Origin of the sequence: Flavihumibacter sp. ZG627, assembly GCF_000814325.1 — a bacterium.
In the GTDB taxonomy this organism is placed as follows: Bacteria; Bacteroidota; Bacteroidia; order Chitinophagales; family Chitinophagaceae; genus Flavihumibacter.
On sequence record NZ_JPHF01000002.1, the window covers coordinates 258,813 to 276,643 of the forward strand.

Genomic DNA, 17,831 nt, shown 5'->3' on the forward strand with positions numbered 1-17,831 from the left:
TTCGTTATAATGTTGACTTCAAACATACTAACAATGCGTTGGATTCTATTCATACTCCTCTTCGTTTCCACAAGCAGTGTTGCTCAGTGGAAGGATTTTATAATTGGGGTCAAGGGAGATACCTTGAACCGGGTTGATAAGATGGGACTTAAACAAGGGCCCTGGGTGCATAAATACGAAACTGTAAGGGGAGAACGCGGGTTTGAAGAAGAGGGTGAGTATAAAGATGATATGAAGGAAGGAAACTGGCGGAAATATACCCTGATGGGAGACCTTCTTGCTATTGAAAATTATCGCTGGGGATTTCTAGATGGCATGAGCCAGTATTTTGATATAAGTGGCAATCTCTTAAGGGAAGAAAGCTGGCGAGCATTTAATCCCAATCAACAATATGATACTATTGATGTGGAAGATGTAATGAGTCCGGGAAATTTCAACCAGGTGATAGTAAAGAACGAGGGGTCTTCTTTAAAACATGGCACCTGGAAATTCTATGACCCATCCTCAGGCTTCATCAGTAAAACTGAATTCTATCTTTTAGGTAAGGTCGATAAAAGCAATCTCCCTCCCACACTCGCCAAAGATACAATGAGTGTTAGCGCAAAAAAGGTGCAGAAGCCTAAGGAAGTACTTGATTTCGAAAAAAAGAATGCCGGAAAGAAAAAGATCCGTGTGCGTGACGGATCTGTAGGATATTAGCGGCTGAATTAACACCACCAATACTTGCGATCAGATAAAAAGATCATCCTCTTCCTGTTGGCAGCGCTGAATTTCACGCATATCCTTGACTTCATGATCATGATGCCGCTGGGTAATTACCTTATGCCCTATTTCAGCATCGATCCCCGCGAATTCACATACCTCGTTGGAGCTTATACGATAAGTGCTGCTATAAGTGGTTTTGGAGCAGCATTTTTTGTAGATAGGTTCGATCGTAAAAAATTATTGATCATAGCTTATTCCGGCTTCTTACTGGGAACACTTGCCTGCGGTTTGGCACCCTCCTTTATTTTGCTGCTCGCGGCCAGGTTATTGGCCGGACTTTTCGGTGGGTTAATTGCCGCACAAGTATTGTCAATCATCTCCGACCTTTTTGTTTATGAGGAAAGAGGTAAAGCTATGGGTGCAGTTATGAGCGCTTTCGCAGTAGCATCAACTCTTGGTGTTCCATTTGCCCTCTATCTTTCTAATCTGATCAGCTGGCACGCACCTTTTATACTCGTTGCTGTATTAGGATTAATACTCATTCCATTGCTAATGAGATACATTCCTGTAATGGATGCACATGTACGTAACCGTGAGGAAGGGGGTAAAGCCTTGGAAGCACTCTCACAGGTTCTTCGTAGCCGCCAACAAATGCTCGCACTTTTATTTTCAGCCCTCATCATGATGGGACATTTCCTCATCATTCCTTTTATTAATCCTTTTATGGAGTACAATTTGGGTTTTTCCCGATCTCAAACACCCATGATATACCTGGTAGGAGGGATTGCTTCATTTTTTGCCGCCAATATTCTCGGAAGGGTAGCCGACCGTTTTGGGAAGTTGCCGGTTTTTACCATCTGCGTGTTACTCAGCCTTTTCTTTGTTTTCAGCCTAACACATCTCTCACCCATTCCCTTTGTTTTTGTATTGTTGATGTTTGCAGCTTGGTTCATTCTTTCCACCGGAAGAGGCGTAACGGCCCAGGCTATGATAAGTAATGTGGTTAAGCCCGAACAAAGGGGAAGTTTTATGAGCTTTAACAGCAGCCTCCAGCAGGTGGGAACCACCATTGCCTCAGTTGCGGCCGGACAAATCGTAATACAAGGTAAAGAAGGTCAGATTCTCCGTTATGGTTGGCTGGGATATGGGAGCATCCTCATACTTCTCATAGCACTTTTATTAGCACGCTATCTATTTGGAAAGACGGAGAGAAAGCAATAAAATTGATATCATTTTAATATCAAACTGCTTTTGTGGAAAAGATTGTTAGGAGTATTTCCGGTTATCTGGAATTATTGCTGACACTTGGCCTGGTGGTTGGCGGCATTTATCTCTTTATCAACTACGGTGGCAACAGATCAATGCTTATCTGGGGCGGGATATTATTGGCAGTTGCATTATTTATTTCCGCTGGTCCGATCATAGTTTCTCCAAACCCGGGTGCTCACCCTTATTGGTAAAAACATTGGTATGGCAAAAGAGAATGGATTACTATTTGTGAATCCACTTTACTTGAAACAGATGATCTGATTACGGTCAGAAAAATTCCGTATCAGTTACCTTGCATATGCACCTGAAATTGCAGGCGTAACGTTGCAACGCCAGCAGGCCACTGCCATTGTTGCAGCTCGTACCAAAATTGTGGAAAGTGCTGTGGGGATGGTTGAACTGGCGCTTGCAGAACTTTCAAAAAAGGAGATAGTTCACCTGAATGAAAAAAAGAAAGCCGCTATGGTCAGCAATCCTATGGTGGTGCTCTGTGCTGAAAAGGCTGCAACACCCATTCTAAACATCGGTTCCTTGTGCCAGTAATATGTAAATGGTATATCGTGAGTGAAAAGAAGAACTTTGTGCTTCGCCTTGATGAAACTATTTATAAACACCTGGAGAAATGGGCGGCTGATGAATTCAGAAGTGTCAATGGTCAGCTTGAATGGATCATTCATTAACAGCTGAGGGCTGCAGGACGATTGCCTAAAACTGAACCTTCAATGCGTAAGACAACAAATGGAGAATCAAATTCTGAAAATGACTCAGGAAGGTTCCATAAAAAAAGGAGATGACATATGCCATCTCCTTTTTCACTGAAAGGAAAATATCTATTAGGGAATCTAATTAGAATGCTTTCTTATCCTTTTTTTCCTTTGCCTTTTGCATTGGTGTAATGCCAGTACTTTGACCACGGGCACCCTGCTTCATTTTGTAAAGCTGGAACTTACTTGGTTCAGCTATGGTGCCCCAGGTATTATTGGATTCATTGATATCCGCAGTTTCACGCATAGGATCAAGTTTGATTGATTTAACTTCCTTGTCCTTCAAATACACCTTGGTAACCTTATTTTCATTCTTCCGCCAGATCTGGGCAGGAATACGGTCAATATCCTTAGTGCCATCGGCATATGTAAACTCAACTATAATTGGCATTACAAGGCCCCCCTTATTGGAAACAGCAACCTCATAAATATGTTTGTTGGCATACTTCTGCTGAATTTCTGCATCTGCTTTCTCAATGTTTGAAGCGGCCGGAATGGTGTAGGTAGTGGTATCAACAGGTTCCAGTCCACGGGCATAACGCCAGTAGAAATCACGAAGGGTTGTATCTCTGTCTACTTCAAATACAACATTCTTGTCTTCACGGTTACGCACTTTTGAAATATCCTCAAACGCATTCACCTGCGGTTTTGCAAGTTTAGTCGTAGTTACACCTGATGGATTCCTGTTCATAGGCTCTCCAAACTCAGGGCGTAAATATCTGACAGTATCAATAGCCATATCCGTTACGTCTGTACTATAGAACCATCCCCTCCAGAACCAGTCAAGGTCTTCCGCACTCGCGTCTTCAAGTGTACGGAAAAGGTCAGCAGGTGTTGGATGCTTGAATGCCCAGCGACGTGCATACTCTTTAAACGCATAATCAAATAACTCACGTCCCATGATGGTCTCCCGAAGAATATTTAATCCGGTAGCTGGCTTTGAATAGGCATTTGGACCAAAACCTATGATGTTTTCACTATTGGTCATAATTGGTTCCAACTGGTCTTTAGGTAGCTTCATGTAATCCGTAATATAAGCAGCCGGCCCACGACGGCTTGGGAACTTATTATCCCAAAGTTCTTCCGTCAGATATTCTACAAATGTATTCAGTCCCTCATCCATCCATGACCACTGACGCTCATCACTATTGATGATCATTGGAAAAAAGTTATGTCCAACTTCATGGATAATAACTCCTAACATTCCATACTTGGTGCTTTCACTATATGTTCCATCAGGCGCAGTGCGTCCATAATTGAAACAAATCATTGGGTATTCCATACCGTTAGATGCTTCTACACTCTGCGCTACCGGATATGGATATGGAATGGTAAACTTTGAATAGGTTTTAATGGTATGTGCAACTGCCTTGGTAGAGTAGGGGCGATAGAGTCCGTATGCTTCCTTGCCATAGAAACTCATGCACATAACCTTTTTACCTTCAACATTTGCCGGCATGGCATCCCATACAAATTTGCGGCTTGAAGTCCATGCAAAGTCACGAACATTATCAGCCTTGAATATCCAGGTTTTCTTTGCCTTGCTTTTGTTTTTTTCTTTAGCCTTGGCTTCATCAAGAGTAACGATCTCAACAACATCCTTAGCTGACTGCGCCTTTTGCCAACGTGCAAGTTGTGCGGCATTTAGAACAGCAGGGTAATTCAGACACTCTCCTGTTGAGCCAACAACATGGTCTGCGGGAACAGTCATCTGAACCTTGTAGTTTCCAAAAACAAGGGCAAATTCACCTCTTCCTGTAAACTGATGGTTCTGCCATCCCTGGAAATCGCTGTAAACACAGAGGCGCGGGAACCACTGTGAAATCGTGAACAAATGGTTGCCATCTTCCGGAAAGAATTCATATCCACCTCGTCCGCCTTCCTTCATACGATCACTGATCCGGTAGTTCCAGTCGATCTTTAGTACATATTTTTGTCCGGGCTTCAAGGGAGTTGGAAGATCCACACGCATCATTGTTTTATTCACAACATACTTAAGTGGTTTATTAAGAGCATCTGTAAGCTTGGTAATGTTAACACCAAAATCATTCTTTTCATTCTCATAACGCTTGATGAAAAGATCTGATGTTTGCGCACCCATTGTACTTGCATCCTGGTAATCTGCATTGCGTTCTGAACTATGTTCGTTTTCATCCAGCTGCAGCCAGAGATAGGTCAGAACATCCGGAGAATTGTTGTAGTATGTTACAATCTCCGAACCTGTTAGCCGAAGGTTCGCTTCATCAAGTTCCACCTTTATATCATAGTCGGCCCGCTGCTGCCAATACTTCGGCCCAGGGGCTCCACTTGCTGTTCTGTACTCGTTCGGAGTTGGTAAAATGGTTCCCAACTGCTCAAACTTGTTCGCATGGTTGGATCCGGGATTGTTCTGTATGTTCTGGGAAAACGCCGGTAAGGCTAAAAATCCCAGGCATGCAAAGAGTAGTCTTCTCATGTTATTATTGCTGTTTGTGTAGGTTTTCTGATTGAGGGAATTCTTTCTATTGCCAATTTTAATGAGAACAGGAGAATGATGGAAGAAATGATCCCGATCCACCAGTCCTGCCCGATTTTCAACTTTTCAACGAATATATAAGATAGCAGTAAAACAACCGCTACTACAAATAGTTGACCAACTTCTATACCCAGATTAAATGCCAGAAGATGGCTGCTTAAATTTTGACCTCCCTCCAGGTCAAGGAGAAGATTTGCATATGCCAACCCATGTATCATTCCAAAAAACAGGGCAAGGAAATATATCAGTGACAATTTACTATACTGCCTTCCAGGCTTATAAAATAAATTACTTAATGCTGTGCCTGCTATCGTAAGAGGGATTAGGAACTCTATCCATTCTACATCCATTTTAACATGCCCTAATGTACTCAGAACAAGTGTGATGCTGTGCCCAATCGTAAATGAGGTCACAAGTAGGAAGATCTTTTTCCAATCCCGGATCTTGTACCGTAAACATAGTGCTGTAATGAATAATATGTGATCGAGAGCATCCCAGGTCAGAATATGTTCTACACCCAGGCCGAAGTAAAGGTTAAAATCTTGCATAGTTCGTCAGGTCTCCAAAATAAATCAGAGTTTTGTGACAGAAAAATTTAATTGTTCAATGGCAGTAGTTTTGTTTAAGTGGTTAATGGCATCCTTTATAACCGTCCTCCATCCATTTTATGTAGGGGTTACTGAAATTCAGCATAACCCTGCTGAAAAGACCATTGAGATCAGTGTCAAATTATTTATTGATGATTTTGAAAACGCATTGGGCAAGTCCTATAATACCAGCATCGATCTTACCCATCCAAAAGACGCCATCCGTACAAATCAGCAGGTGGCAGATTATCTTTCCGAAAACTTAAGATTAAAGATTAACGGTAAACCCGTGCGTCTTGAATTTATTGGATATGAGCGTGAGCGTGAAGCTGCCTGGTGTTATGTGCAGGTTAGTAATGTTATTTCCATAAAGAAAATAGAAATCGAAAATACCCTTTTATATAACTCTTTTGAAAAGCAGATAAATCTTATGCATTGTACAGTGGGGGGACAGCGAAAGAGCTCAAAACTGGTACATCCCGATCATACGGCTGAATTTGACTTTTAATCAGCATCGTCCATTCCTTCGCGTATATCTTCGGAAATGGTCACTAATATCTTATCGATCCTGAGTGCATCCATATCAATGATCTCAAATCTAAAGCCCTTCCATTCCATAGAATCTCCGGTTTGCGGAATACGCTCCAACTTATGCAGTATAAATCCTGCCAAAGTATTGAATTCATGTTCGCCTTCATTCATCCAGTCTGTCATTTCAAACCTTGAAAGGAAATCATAGAAGGGTATTTGAGCATCTACAAGGTATGAGCCATCATCACGCTTGATGATTTCATAATCTTCTATGTCGGGCTGGGGAAGGTCACCAACAATAGCTTCCAAAATATCGTTTAGGGTTATCATACCCTGTACACTTCCATACTCATCAACAATAAAACAGGAGTGTAGCTGTGATTCCTTAAATCTTTCAAGAACCCGGTAAGCCGTATTGTTCTCAGGAACAAACATGGCTGGTTTCATAATATGTTTAAAAAGAGTAAGATCATTTGTAATGTAGAGATCCTTGATTGATACAACACCCTTGATATTATCAATATCACCCTCACAGATCGGATAAATGGAATGTGGTTCCTTCAAAATCTTCTCCTTGATGGATACCTCGTTGTCATTAAGATCAAACCAAACGATATCACTCCGGTGTGTCATTAAGGAGCTTATATTCCTGTCTCCTAGGTGAAATACCCGCTCAATTATTTCCTGTTCTGCCTCATCAATTGTCCCCTGCTCGGTACCTTCACTTATTATAGCTTTTATTTCTTCTTCAGTTACCTGGGTATCATTGCGTTGAACATTAAATAATTTAGAAAGAAGATGCGTCGATTTGCTGAGAAGCCAGATAAACGGATGGGTAATCCGGCTGATGATATGCATGGGACGGGCAACCAGTTTGGCAATCTTTTCGGGATTGCTAAGGCCTATGCGCTTTGGAAGTAGTTCGCCAAGAACCATACTGAAATAGGTCAGGATAATTACCACCACAGTGGTTGCAATACCATTACTGTACGGTGCTAGTAATGGAATGCTCTGGAAAAAAGCAGCAACATCCGATGTAACCGTGTCGCCGGAAAATATACCCGTCAATATTCCTATCAGGGTAATGCCGATTTGGACGGTTGATAAAAACGTATCAGGGTGGTTTGATAGCTCCAGGGCTTCCTTCGCACGGGCATCACCCCTGTTGGCCTGGCTTTCAAGCCTTGCCTTACGGGAAGAAACAAGCGCTATTTCTGCCATCGAAAAAAGTCCGTTTATCAGGATTAGTCCCAGTATTATAAGAATCTCCGTCATTTTTTAATGTATTGTCAGCTGGTTTTCAGAGGGGGAAGCCCGTAATTCTTGTTGAAGATAACACTCATTCCGTAACCAATACCGGCGCCTACCATTCCGCCTGCTATCACATCCAGCGGAAAATGTACACCAACGTATACTTGTCCATAGGCAACAGCTGCAGCTGCCACGAACAAAAGACTTATAATGGGCCCTGTAATATGTCGTAAGGTAAGAACCATAAAAGTGGCGAAACCAAATTGATTAGTAGCATGGGAAGAAGTGAAGCTGCTGCTGCGGGGACAATAGCTGATAAAAAATCTAACCTGTTCAGCAAGTAACTGATCACGGCAGGGCCGCGTTCTGAAAATATTATTTTTGATTAAGTTACTGCTCACCTGGTCAGTGATAGCAATAGTTACTATTACAGCTAGAACCCATATCCAACCCCTTTTCCCGAAATTAATTGCAGCAAAAACAAGAAAAAACAGGTAAAGTGGAACCCAGAAATATGTTTCCCGGATATGCTGGAAAAACATGTCAAGCACCGGGTTATGCCATTCGCTGTTGATGCGAAGCATCAGGCTCCTGTCATATTCAATTAACCGTTCTATAAGATCCATGTTGTTTTCTAACAATCACAAAAATAAGTAGTTATGTTTTAACCGCATGGTGAAGTTTAAATAATTCCGACTTTTGCACACTATGAACAGGATCCCCCGCACCGTTAGATGGGTCTTTGCAATTTCCATCCTACTGCTTTTGGCCATGACCGCAGCTCGTGTTTTTAGCTGGTATATGTTTCGTTTACCCGAAACCGAAACAGACAATATAATCCCCACTTTCTGGCTTGGATTTCGGTATGATGCACGCGTGGTTGCCGCCATAGGGCTGGTTTTTCTTATTCTTTCAGCCTTTCCTGCCCTTAACCCCTTTTTAAACCCCAAAGCCAGAAGAATATGGATTATCTATTTTATACTGGTCAGCCTGTTGCTCACCATATTCTTTGTTGTGGATTTTTTGCATTACCGTTACCTCAACCAGCGGCTAAATGCAAGTGCGCTGAGCTTTTTGGAAGATGCAAAAATATCAGCAGGGATGGTCTGGCAAACTTATCCCGTTTTTAGAATAATCCTTGCCGTAATTGTGATTAGCTGGCTGATTGTAAAAACAATCCGGTTGATTTATTCTTTTATTGCTGATACAGGATTGCCTCCAACCCGTAGTTCGCGAATTAGTTTTTTTGTTGCTTCATTCCTGGTTTTTGCCCTGGCCATATTTGGAAGGGTTGCACAATATCCTCTTCGCTGGAGCGATGCATTTAACATGGGAAATGATTTCCAGGCTAATATTGCCCTTAATCCGATACAATCATTTTTCAGTTCTTTTAAATTCAGGAGTTCATCCTATGATTCATTAAAAGTTAAAGCTGCTTACCCGCAAATGGCCGCTTATCTTGAAGTAGATTCTCCTGACCCCGAAAAGCCACATTTTAATAGGCTTGTGGCGCCTGATTCTTTGTATAACTGGAAAGGAAGGCCATCCCCCAATATCGTTCTGGTACTATGTGAGAGTTTCAGTGGCTATAAAAGCTCTATGTGGGGAAATCCACTGAATGCCACACCCTATTTCTCTTCCCTCTGTAAGGAAGGCTTGTTCTTTGATAATTGCTTTACACCACTTATCGGAACTGCAAAAGGCGTTTGGGCAACCATTACCGGTATTCCGGATGTTGAACTGGTTAAAACAGCTAGCAGGAATCCGCTGATGGTTGATCAGCATTCCATCATAAATGATTTCCGTGGCTATGAAAAATATTATTTTCTGGGAGGAAGTACAAGCTGGGCAAATATCAGGGGTATACTTACTAACAATATTGCCGGACTTCATCTTTACGAGGAAGGAAGCTACTCCGTTCCAAATGTTGATGTATGGGGGATAAGTGACCATAACCTTTTCAGGGAGGCCCACACAGTTCTTGAAAAAGAGAAAAAGCCATTTTTTGCTGTTATCCAGACAGCTAACAATCATCGCCCATATACCATTCCTAAGGAAGACCAGGAAGCAATGGGAATTGTTACCTATCCCCAGGACAGCCTCGATAAATTCGGATATCGAAGTAATGAAGAATTGAACGCATTCCGGTACATGGACTTCAGTATTAAACAATTCATGGAAACGGCAAGACAATCTCCTTATTTTGAGAATACAATTTTTGTATTCATAGGAGATCATGGAATTGCCGGCAATGCCAATTTTGGTTTTCCATCGTCCTGGACGGTTAACAGCCTCTCGGCAAATCATGTTCCTTTATTGTTTTATGCACCTGGTAAAGTGCCTGCCATGAAACTGCATGACCTGGCATCGCAAATCGATGTATTGCCAACACTTGCAGGAATTGTAAATATTCCATACAAGAATACTGCAATGGGACGTGATCTTATGGTTGCCCACCACCGCGATAGTGGCAGAGGAAATATGGCTTTTATTATGGATTATAATAACAAGAATATTGGGCTGCTGAAAAATCAGTTTTACTATAACCGGTCTATGCAGGGTAATGCTACAGTAATGGAGTGGGCCGATTTTGCCGTTCCATTAGCCGGGGATATTCCTGATACGGCTCCTTACGAATGGTGGAGCGAGGCATTCTATGAAACAGCACGGTACATGCTGTTGAATAATAAAAAATCGGCAGACTAATTCTCTCCTAAACCTTTATTTTTTTGGCCATCATAATAAGGCGTGGTGACTTTCTGACATCATAATGCCCGAATTCATAATCACCATAAACTTCCTGGATCTGAAGGTTATGGAAGGAAAACATATCGTTGAAATCGCCAAGAGAAAATTTTGCTACCCTTTCTGTATACTCTAATGGTTCTTCAAAATTTTCATCCTCTACCACGATCCTCTTATAAAAATGAGTTTCATCAAACCATTTGGTGATATAAAAATTCACCCCTTCTATTTCTTCTTCACTCTTATGAACCAAATGATCTTCTGCATAATGTACATTCAGAAAGTCCATCACAAATAAAGCATTTGGTTTCAAAGACTGAGCGATGGTTCTTATTGTATTATAGTGTTCACGCTCTGTTCGGAAATACCCAAAACTTGTAAAAAAATTGAATGCATAATCATAATAATTCATCCTGAAAGGGAGCCTCATATCATGTACATAAAAATGCAGGTTCCCCTGTTCATATTTTAGTGCTTCCTTGATACTGTCCTCCGAAATATCAATGCCCGTAACATCAAATCCCATCGCTGCGAGGCTCCTTGAATGCCTGCCGCGCCCGCATGCTATGTCAAGCATTTTAGACCCTGATCCCGGGCCCAGCTTTAACACCAATTGCCGGATGAATTTATCTGCTTCATCCTCATCCCGCTTAAAATAAAGAAGATGGTAGTATGATGAATTGAACCAGTTGCGAAACCAACTTCCTGTCGGCATGTAGGGGTATTTTTACCAAAAGTAAAGGGCGAAACCCAAATAATCGCTTATTTTTGGAATACTTAAACCTTTCGAACTGTGGCATTGATAAAAAGTATTTCCGGAATTCGTGGTACCATTGGTGGGCTTCCAAACACAAATCTGACTCCCCTCGATATTGTAAGATTTTCTGCTGCTTACGGCAGCATGCTTTTATCCGGTAACAAATCCGCTAAAGTTGTTGTTGGGCGTGATGGTCGCATATCCGGTGATATGGTCAATCAATTGGTTTTACAAACGCTGGTGGGGCTCGGAATACAGGTTGTTGACCTCGGATTATCTACCACTCCAACCGTTGAAATGGCGGTTAAATGGGAGAAGGCAGATGGTGGTATCATTATAACAGCCAGCCATAACCCTAAAGAATGGAATGCGCTGAAATTACTTAACAGTGACGGGGAATTTATTTCGGCAGAAGCAGGTGCACAGGTGCTGGAATTAGCCGCTAAAGAATCTTTTAAGTTTGCACCCGTCGATAAACTTGGTTCAATAACCACAAATGATTCTTACCTCGATAAACATATTGAGGTTGTATGTAATCACCCGTTAGTGAATGTTGAAGCCATTCGTGCCAAAAATTTTAAAATTGTAGTTGATGCCATCAATTCGTCTGGCGCCATTGCAATGCCTAAATTATTGAAAGCGCTGGGTGTGGAAGAGATAATTGTACTCAATGAAGAAGTAAACGGAAAATTTGCCCATAACCCCGAACCCCTTCCGGAAAATCTTTCCGGCTTGAGTGCTGAAGTCAAAAAGAAGGATGCTTCACTTGGGATCGCAGTAGATCCCGATGTTGACAGACTTTGTTTTGTTTGTGAAGATGGCAGCATGTTTGGTGAGGAGTTTACCCTGGTAGCTGTTGCAGATTATGTTCTGTCTAATAGAAAAGGTAATACTGTTTCAAATATGTCATCCACCAAGGCATTAAAGGAAATCACCTTAAAGCATGGCGGCGAATACTTCCCCTCACCGGTTGGGGAAGTGAATGTGGTGAAAAAGATGAAGGAAATGAATGCCGTGATAGGAGGGGAGGGAAATGGAGGAATTATTATGCCTGATCTTCATTATGGAAGAGATGCCCTTATCGGAACCGGATTATTCCTCAGCGCCTTGGCACAACATAAAAACGGCATCAAGTCGTTTCGTTCCAGATATCCCGACTATTTTATCTCCAAGAATAAAATCGAACTTGAGCAAAATATTGATGTAAAAGACCTGTTTGAAAAAATAAAGAAAAAATACAAGAAGCAGCCGGTCAATACGGAAGATGGTTTGAAGATTGAATTCGATAGTGATTGGGTTCACCTGAGAACCTCTAACACAGAGCCCATCATCAGGATTTATGCAGAAAGTAACTTTGAGACCACGGCCAATAATATAGCACTCAGACTAATGCAGGATATTAAAGAGTTCCTTTAAATCAAAATAAATTCAGAAATTTGCGGCTCCCTGTTTAAGGGAGCCTTTTTATTTAAATGCATTCCAGTGAACAGAACTTATTTCGATAATGCAGCAACTACCAGCCTGGATCCCGCAGTGCTGGAGGCTATGATGCCATACCTTACTGAAAAATTTGGTAATCCTTCTTCAATATATTCCTATGGGAGAGAGAGCCGCCTGGCCATTGAGAATGCCCGTAAATCAGTCGCTAAGATCCTTAATGCACACCCCGCTGAGATATTCTTTACCTCAGGCGGTACAGAAAGCAGTAATACTGCCATAACCGCCGCAGTTAAAAATCTTGGCTGCAGGCATATTATCAGTTCCCGGATCGAGCACCATGCTACCAGTCATACGATCGAATACCTCCATAAAAAAGGAGAAGCCGCACTCAGTTATGTAAAACTTCTACCAGACGGTCATATCGACCTTGAAGACCTGGAACTTCTCCTTAAGGAAAGTGAAGATAAATGTCTGGTAACACTAATGCATGCCAATAATGAAATCGGAAATCTCCTCAACATTAATGCGGTAGGGGAACTGTGTACAAAATACAATGCCATCTTCCATTCCGATACTGTTCAAACGGTGGGGCATTATCCATTTGACCTGAGAAAAACACCAGTACATTTTATTACAGGTGCTTCACATAAATTTCATGGACCTAAAGGTGTTGGGCTGCTTTATATAAATGAAAGTGTCCATATTGAACCTTTCATTCATGGCGGATCGCAGGAAAGAAATATGCGTGCAGGAACTGAAAATTTATATGGCATCGTAGGCTTTGCAAAAGCGCTTGAAATCGCTACCAATAATTATGAGGCAGATAGTAAACATGTTGCTTCCATTAAGAATTATATGGGAGATCAGTTAAAGGCTCATATAAAGGGAGTTGAATTTAATGGTGATGCCTTCGGTAACAGTCTCTATGCTGTCCTTAATGTTTCGTTCCCGAAAACAGAGAAGTCTGAAATGATATTATTTAATCTCGATATCAGTGGCATATGCGCATCAGGCGGAAGTGCCTGCACCAGCGGTGTTGACCAGGGGTCCCATGTTATCCGTGCAATTAAAAACAACCCCAACCAGGTTGCTGTAAGGTTCTCCTTTAGTAAGCATAATACTAAAGACGAAGTTGACTTCGTAGTGGATAAGCTTACAGGAATGATCTGAGGATCCCAACTTTGGCATTAACAAAATATTAGAACCAGCTCTTTTTACTTCTTTCTTCTCATATGGTCAGAATATTGAACGGCTTTCAAATCCGCGTCAACTAATCATATGAGATCAATAATTACACTACTACTGTTATTGTCGGCTACTGTTTTCAGTTATGCCCAGTCTGATATAAAATTTGGTGTTAAAGCAGGTGTCAATTTTGCTACTATTGGCGGCGAAGCTAACCAGCAACTTAACCAGATTCTTGAATGGACCAATGGATATGTATCAACAACCGGTCGCACTGGTATGCATGTTGGTGGCTTCATTCAGATACCAATTTCTGAAACAGTTGTTATTGAGCCTGGTTTAATGTATTCTACAAAAGGCTATACGCTCAAGGGTGATGTTGATCTGAAAGTGCTGGATCTGTTAGGTATAGGCGCAAAAGCTGACCTGATGTCACAATACCTCGATATGCCGGTACTTATAAAAGCTACCCTGGGTAACGGTTTCCAGGTTTATGCAGGTCCACAGATTTCTTACCTCATGAACGCCGACCTCCGCACCAGAGCCAGCGTACTTGGTGTGAATCTCCTCAATAAAAAGTTTGATGTAACTGACCAGTTCAATAAAGTTGATGCTGCCCTTACTGCTGGTATTGGTTACGAATTCCGAAATGGTGTAGCTATTACCGCAGGTTATGATTACGGACTTAGCAGGATAGATGCTAACAAATCAGTTAATGCCCGTAACCAGGCTGTGAAAATTGGAATGTCACTTAAATTCTAATAGTAAAGTAGTCCTCTGAAATGCACAAAGAAAACGGCAGCTTATAGTTGCCGTTTTTTAGTTGATCATGTTTTTTATCTCCTGAAGTTTTAAAAGCGCCTCAACGGGCGTAAGGCGGTTGATATCGAGTCCTTCCAATACTTTACGGATCTGATCAAAGGTTTGGGAGTGCACATCAAATATTGATAACTGTATTTTTGGTCCACCAAGCTCCTTCACTTTATGACCCAGATCTTCAATTCTGGGTGACCCTGCGCAATTGTCATAATCTGAAATATCATTTCCTGCACCAAGATGTTTGCTTTCTAATTGTTCAAGGATCTCATTTGCCCTGCTGATGAGAGTGCCTGGCATACCCGCCATACGGGCCACATGAATTCCAAAGCTATGTGTACTTCCTCCAGGTGCAAGTTTGCGAAGGAAAATAATTTTATTACCTACTTCCTTATTGGTAATATGAAAATTTTTAACCCTTTCCCATTTATTTTCCAGCTCATTCAATTCATGATAATGAGTAGCAAAAAGGGTAAGTGGCGCATGAACAGTTTGATGCAGGTATTCTACAATACTCCACGCAATAGATATTCCGTCATAGGTTGAAGTGCCTCTTCCAATTTCATCCAGCAGGATCAGACTTCTCGATGTTACATTATTAAGTATGCTGGCTGTTTCATTCATTTCAACCATAAAAGTGGACTCTCCTCCGCTAAGGTTATCTGATGCACCAACCCTTGTGAATATCTTATCCGTTATAGGAACCTGTGCTTCATCAGCAGGTACAAAACTCCCCATATGCGCCATAAGTGTTATAATGGCTACCTGCCTGAGTAAAGCACTTTTACCACTCATGTTGGGTCCCGTAAGTATAATAACCTGCTGTTCACTTTTGTTTAGTTCTATATCATTGGAAACATATTGATCTCCTGCCCCAAGGAACCTTTCAATAACCGGGTGACGTCCTGCTTTTATGGTCAGGTCACCACCCTCATGCATCTGCGGCCTTTTGTATCGGAATTGCAGGGCTATATTGGCAAAACAAACCAAACAATCCAGTATGGCCAGAATATTTCCATTCGCCTGTATAGGTTGTAGATAATCCTGCAATTCGTTTAACAACGACTCGAATAATTCAAGCTCGATCCGCATTATCTTATCTTCGGCACCCGTTATTTTTTCTTCATACTCTTTTAACTCAGGTGTTATATATCTTTCGGCATTTGCCAGGGTCTGCTTCCTGGTCCATTCTGCCGGAACTTTATGTTTATGGGTATTGGTTACTTCAAGGTAATAGCCAAAGACATTATTGAACCCTATTTTGAGAGATGGTATTCCTGTATTTACTGACTCCTTCTGTTGCATTTGTACCAGGTATTCTTTACCGGTACTTGCGATAGCCCTTAAATCATCCAGCTCCTTATTAATTCCCGATGCAATAAAACTCCCCTTTGCTGTTGTTGGAGGGGCATTCTCCACTAACTCGGCATGGATTTTACCCGCTATATATACACAAGGATTTAATGCATCCGAAAGCCGGGCAAGGTAATCATTGCTTGCCCCACCACAAAGCAGTTTTATGGCAGCTACCTGTTCTAATCCCTTTGCTAGCTGCAATACCTCGCGTGGACCAATCTTTTTCAGTGTTATCTTGCTTACAAGTCTTTCAATATCTCCCGCCTGGCGGATATGCTGCGATAACTGATTGCGCATATCCACAGATGTTATAAAAAATTCTACCAGGTCCAACCGCTCATTTATCGGCTTAATATCTTTTAGCGGGAATACGATCCAACGTTTCAATAACCTTGCGCCCATGGCACTCACTGTCTGGTCCATCACCCTTAATAGCGAGTGACTCTCCGTACCCGGTGTACCCAATAGTTCCAGGTTGCGAACAGTAAACCGATCCATCCAAAGAAAATCATCCCTGTCGATCCTTTGCATAGAAGTAATATGCTGAAGATTGGGATGTTCAGTATCCTTGAGGTAATGCATTATGGCTCCGGCCGCAATCAGTCCATTACTAAGTGATTCTACTCCAAAGCCTTTAAGGGAATGTGTCTGGAAATGTTTTAATAATATGTCCTTCGCATAACTGTTCTGGAATATCCACTCATCTAGTGAATATGTGTAAAACCGGGGGCCAAAATATTCCTTGAACAGTTTCTGTCGCTGACGTTGGAACAAAACTTCTGCCGGCTGAAACGACTGTAACATTTTATCCGCATACTCGCGGTCACCTTCTGCAATGAAGAATTCGCCTGTTGAAATATCAAGAAATGCAATTCCAAAAAGGTCATCGCTAACAAAATATAAACTGGCAAGGAAGTTATTGGAATGGTGGTCAAGTAATTTATCACTAGTGGCAGTACCAGGCGTTACCATTTCCGTTACGCCTCTTTTCACAATCCCCTTGGCCAACTTGGGATCCTCGAGTTGGTCGCAAATAGCCACACGGTAGCCAGCTTTTACCAGTTTATGCAGGTATGTTTCCACCGAGTGGTGCGGAAATCCTGCCAGCTCCGACGCCGAGGCTGAACCATTGTTTCGCTTGGTAAGGGTAATGCCCAAAACCTGGGAAGCAATTATAGCATCCTGCCCGAAGGTCTCATAGAAATCACCGACCCTGAACAGCAGGATCGCATCGGGATACCGCTGTTTGATGGCCCGATGCTGTTGCATTAATGGGGTGTCGGCACTACTCTTTGACATGGCCAGCAAATATAGGTGCTAAGGACGCTGCTGGAAAGCGTGTTTTAGCGGTGGGGGGGAAAAAGTGAATATCTTTGCAGGATGCGAAAACTCAGCATGGATGAACTGAACCGCAAAACGGTGGAAGAATTCAGGGAAGCCGCTAAAATACCGATCATAGTTGTACTCGATAATATTAGAAGTATGCATAATGTAGGAAGTGTTTTCCGTACAGCGGATGCCTTCCTCCTGGAGGCTGTTTACCTCTGTGGCTATACGCCACAACCTCCGCATCGAGATATTCATAAAACAGCCCTTGGCGCTACAGAAAGCGTTGAATGGAAATATTATCCCTCAACGCTCGATGCTGTGGAGTCACTTAAATCAGCAGGATATGGTATCTATGCAGTTGAGCAGGCTTCTGGTAGCTATTTGCTAAATCAATTGGAAACAACAGCTGAAGAAAAGCTGGCAGTGGTTTTTGGTAATGAAGTTAGCGGCGTGGATGCGAATGTTATTGCTGCCAGCAATGGATGTATTGAGATCCCGCAACTTGGAATGAAACACTCACTGAACATATCTGTTGCTGCCGGAATAGTTTTGTGGGAACTCGTACGTGAAAAAATATAATT

Annotated in this window: 16 protein-coding genes; 10 read left to right on the forward strand and 6 right to left on the reverse strand. The window is 42.0% G+C overall.

What is annotated here, in order from left to right:
- Window positions 1–33 precede the first annotated feature (33 nt).
- The 4 genes from HY58_RS04555 (at window position 34) to HY58_RS19845 (ending at window position 2,517) form a co-directional block, all read left to right on the forward strand.
- Window positions 34–699, forward strand: coding sequence for a hypothetical protein (locus HY58_RS04555; protein ID WP_039128640.1), 666 nt, complete (start codon window positions 34–36; stop codon window positions 697–699).
- A gap of 24 nt (window positions 700–723) precedes the next feature.
- Window positions 724–1,926 carry an MFS transporter gene (locus tag HY58_RS04560; RefSeq protein ID WP_039128643.1) on the forward strand — a complete coding sequence of 401 codons (1,203 nt, stop codon included), beginning with the start codon at window positions 724–726 and terminating at the stop codon, window positions 1,924–1,926.
- A 32-nt stretch (window positions 1,927–1,958) separates the two neighbouring features.
- Window positions 1,959–2,165 carry a hypothetical protein gene (locus HY58_RS19840; RefSeq protein ID WP_039128646.1) on the forward strand — a complete coding sequence of 69 codons (207 nt, stop codon included), beginning with the start codon at window positions 1,959–1,961 and terminating at the stop codon, window positions 2,163–2,165.
- Window positions 2,166–2,298: 133 nt separating this feature from the next.
- On the forward strand, window positions 2,299–2,517 hold the full coding sequence (locus HY58_RS19845) for a hypothetical protein (protein ID WP_039128649.1): 219 nt from the start codon (window positions 2,299–2,301) through the stop codon (window positions 2,515–2,517).
- 303 nt (window positions 2,518–2,820) lie between these two features.
- Here the strand turns inward: HY58_RS19845 and HY58_RS04580 are convergent, their stop codons facing one another.
- Together HY58_RS04580 and HY58_RS04585 are read right to left on the reverse strand one after the other, a co-directional pair.
- Complete coding sequence (locus HY58_RS04580; protein WP_052323837.1) at window positions 2,821–5,193, reverse strand: M1 family metallopeptidase; 2,373 nt, start codon at window positions 5,191–5,193, stop codon at window positions 2,821–2,823.
- The gene (locus HY58_RS04585; RefSeq protein WP_039128652.1) at window positions 5,190–5,801 is read right to left on the reverse strand and encodes a HupE/UreJ family protein; all 612 of its coding nucleotides are present in this window, start codon (window positions 5,799–5,801) and stop codon (window positions 5,190–5,192) included. Before HY58_RS04585 ends, HY58_RS04580 begins: the two co-directional genes overlap by 4 nt.
- A gap of 58 nt (window positions 5,802–5,859) precedes the next feature.
- Here HY58_RS04585 and HY58_RS04590 point away from each other — a divergent pair, with 58 nt between their 5' ends.
- Window positions 5,860–6,348 carry a DUF6702 family protein gene (locus HY58_RS04590; protein WP_039128655.1) on the forward strand — a complete coding sequence of 163 codons (489 nt, stop codon included), beginning with the start codon at window positions 5,860–5,862 and terminating at the stop codon, window positions 6,346–6,348.
- On the opposite strand, the gene HY58_RS04595 is transcribed toward HY58_RS04590, so the two are convergent.
- A complete protein-coding gene (locus HY58_RS04595) occupies window positions 6,345–7,646 on the reverse strand; it encodes a hemolysin family protein (protein ID WP_072037579.1) in 1,302 nt (433 codons plus the stop codon). The two genes, HY58_RS04590 and HY58_RS04595, sit on opposite strands and share 4 nt — an antisense overlap.
- 14 nt (window positions 7,647–7,660) lie before the next feature.
- Window positions 7,661–8,248: a phosphatase PAP2 family protein gene (locus tag HY58_RS04600; RefSeq protein ID WP_052323839.1), complete on the reverse strand. Its 588-nt coding sequence runs from the start codon at window positions 8,246–8,248 to the stop codon at window positions 7,661–7,663.
- Window positions 8,249–8,330: 82 nt separating this feature from the next.
- Here HY58_RS04600 and HY58_RS04605 point away from each other — a divergent pair, with 82 nt between their 5' ends.
- The gene (locus HY58_RS04605) at window positions 8,331–10,328 is read left to right on the forward strand and encodes an LTA synthase family protein (protein ID WP_052323840.1); all 1,998 of its coding nucleotides are present in this window, start codon (window positions 8,331–8,333) and stop codon (window positions 10,326–10,328) included.
- A 7-nt stretch (window positions 10,329–10,335) separates the two neighbouring features.
- On the opposite strand, the gene HY58_RS04610 is transcribed toward HY58_RS04605, so the two are convergent.
- Window positions 10,336–11,082: a bifunctional 2-polyprenyl-6-hydroxyphenol methylase/3-demethylubiquinol 3-O-methyltransferase UbiG gene (locus HY58_RS04610; RefSeq protein ID WP_039128660.1), complete on the reverse strand. Its 747-nt coding sequence runs from the start codon at window positions 11,080–11,082 to the stop codon at window positions 10,336–10,338.
- Between the two features lie 78 nt (window positions 11,083–11,160).
- Between HY58_RS04610 and glmM the strand changes: the two genes are divergently transcribed.
- The 3 genes from glmM (at window position 11,161) to HY58_RS04625 (ending at window position 14,511) form a co-directional block, all read left to right on the forward strand.
- Window positions 11,161–12,540, forward strand: coding sequence for a phosphoglucosamine mutase (glmM, locus tag HY58_RS04615; protein WP_039128663.1), 1,380 nt, complete (start codon window positions 11,161–11,163; stop codon window positions 12,538–12,540).
- A gap of 66 nt (window positions 12,541–12,606) precedes the next feature.
- A complete protein-coding gene (locus tag HY58_RS04620; RefSeq protein ID WP_039128666.1) occupies window positions 12,607–13,734 on the forward strand; it encodes a cysteine desulfurase family protein in 1,128 nt (375 codons plus the stop codon).
- A gap of 108 nt (window positions 13,735–13,842) precedes the next feature.
- The gene (locus HY58_RS04625; RefSeq protein ID WP_082022045.1) at window positions 13,843–14,511 is read left to right on the forward strand and encodes a porin family protein; all 669 of its coding nucleotides are present in this window, start codon (window positions 13,843–13,845) and stop codon (window positions 14,509–14,511) included.
- A 57-nt stretch (window positions 14,512–14,568) separates the two neighbouring features.
- Here HY58_RS04625 and mutS read toward each other — a convergent pair whose 3' ends face one another.
- Complete coding sequence (gene mutS / locus HY58_RS04630) at window positions 14,569–17,220, reverse strand: DNA mismatch repair protein MutS (protein WP_039128671.1); 2,652 nt, start codon at window positions 17,218–17,220, stop codon at window positions 14,569–14,571.
- 81 nt (window positions 17,221–17,301) lie between these two features.
- Here mutS and HY58_RS04635 point away from each other — a divergent pair, with 81 nt between their 5' ends.
- Window positions 17,302–17,829, forward strand: a complete 528-nt coding sequence (locus HY58_RS04635; RefSeq protein ID WP_039128674.1) for an RNA methyltransferase — start codon at window positions 17,302–17,304, stop codon at window positions 17,827–17,829.
- Window positions 17,830–17,831: the final 2 nt, after the last annotated feature.

Bases quoted from the DNA above. Each gene is read 5' to 3' on its own strand.
- HY58_RS04595 (WP_072037579.1), bottom strand. From the start codon at position 7,646: ATGACGGAGATTCTTATAATACTGGGACTAATCCTGATAAACGGACTT.
- HY58_RS04580 (WP_052323837.1), bottom strand. From the start codon at position 5,193: ATGAGAAGACTACTCTTTGCATGCCTGGGATTTTTAGCCTTACCGGCG.
- HY58_RS04610 (WP_039128660.1), bottom strand. From the start codon at position 11,082: ATGCCGACAGGAAGTTGGTTTCGCAACTGGTTCAATTCATCATACTAC.
- HY58_RS04635 (WP_039128674.1), top strand. From the start codon at position 17,302: ATGCGAAAACTCAGCATGGATGAACTGAACCGCAAAACGGTGGAAGAA.
- HY58_RS04555 (WP_039128640.1), top strand. From the start codon at position 34: ATGCGTTGGATTCTATTCATACTCCTCTTCGTTTCCACAAGCAGTGTT.
- HY58_RS04585 (WP_039128652.1), bottom strand. From the start codon at position 5,801: ATGCAAGATTTTAACCTTTACTTCGGCCTGGGTGTAGAACATATTCTG.
- HY58_RS04605 (WP_052323840.1), top strand. From the start codon at position 8,331: ATGAACAGGATCCCCCGCACCGTTAGATGGGTCTTTGCAATTTCCATC.
- mutS (WP_039128671.1), bottom strand. From the start codon at position 17,220: ATGTCAAAGAGTAGTGCCGACACCCCATTAATGCAACAGCATCGGGCC.
- HY58_RS04625 (WP_082022045.1), top strand. From the start codon at position 13,843: ATGAGATCAATAATTACACTACTACTGTTATTGTCGGCTACTGTTTTC.
- HY58_RS04600 (WP_052323839.1), bottom strand. From the start codon at position 8,248: ATGGATCTTATAGAACGGTTAATTGAATATGACAGGAGCCTGATGCTT.
- HY58_RS04590 (WP_039128655.1), top strand. From the start codon at position 5,860: ATGGCAGTAGTTTTGTTTAAGTGGTTAATGGCATCCTTTATAACCGTC.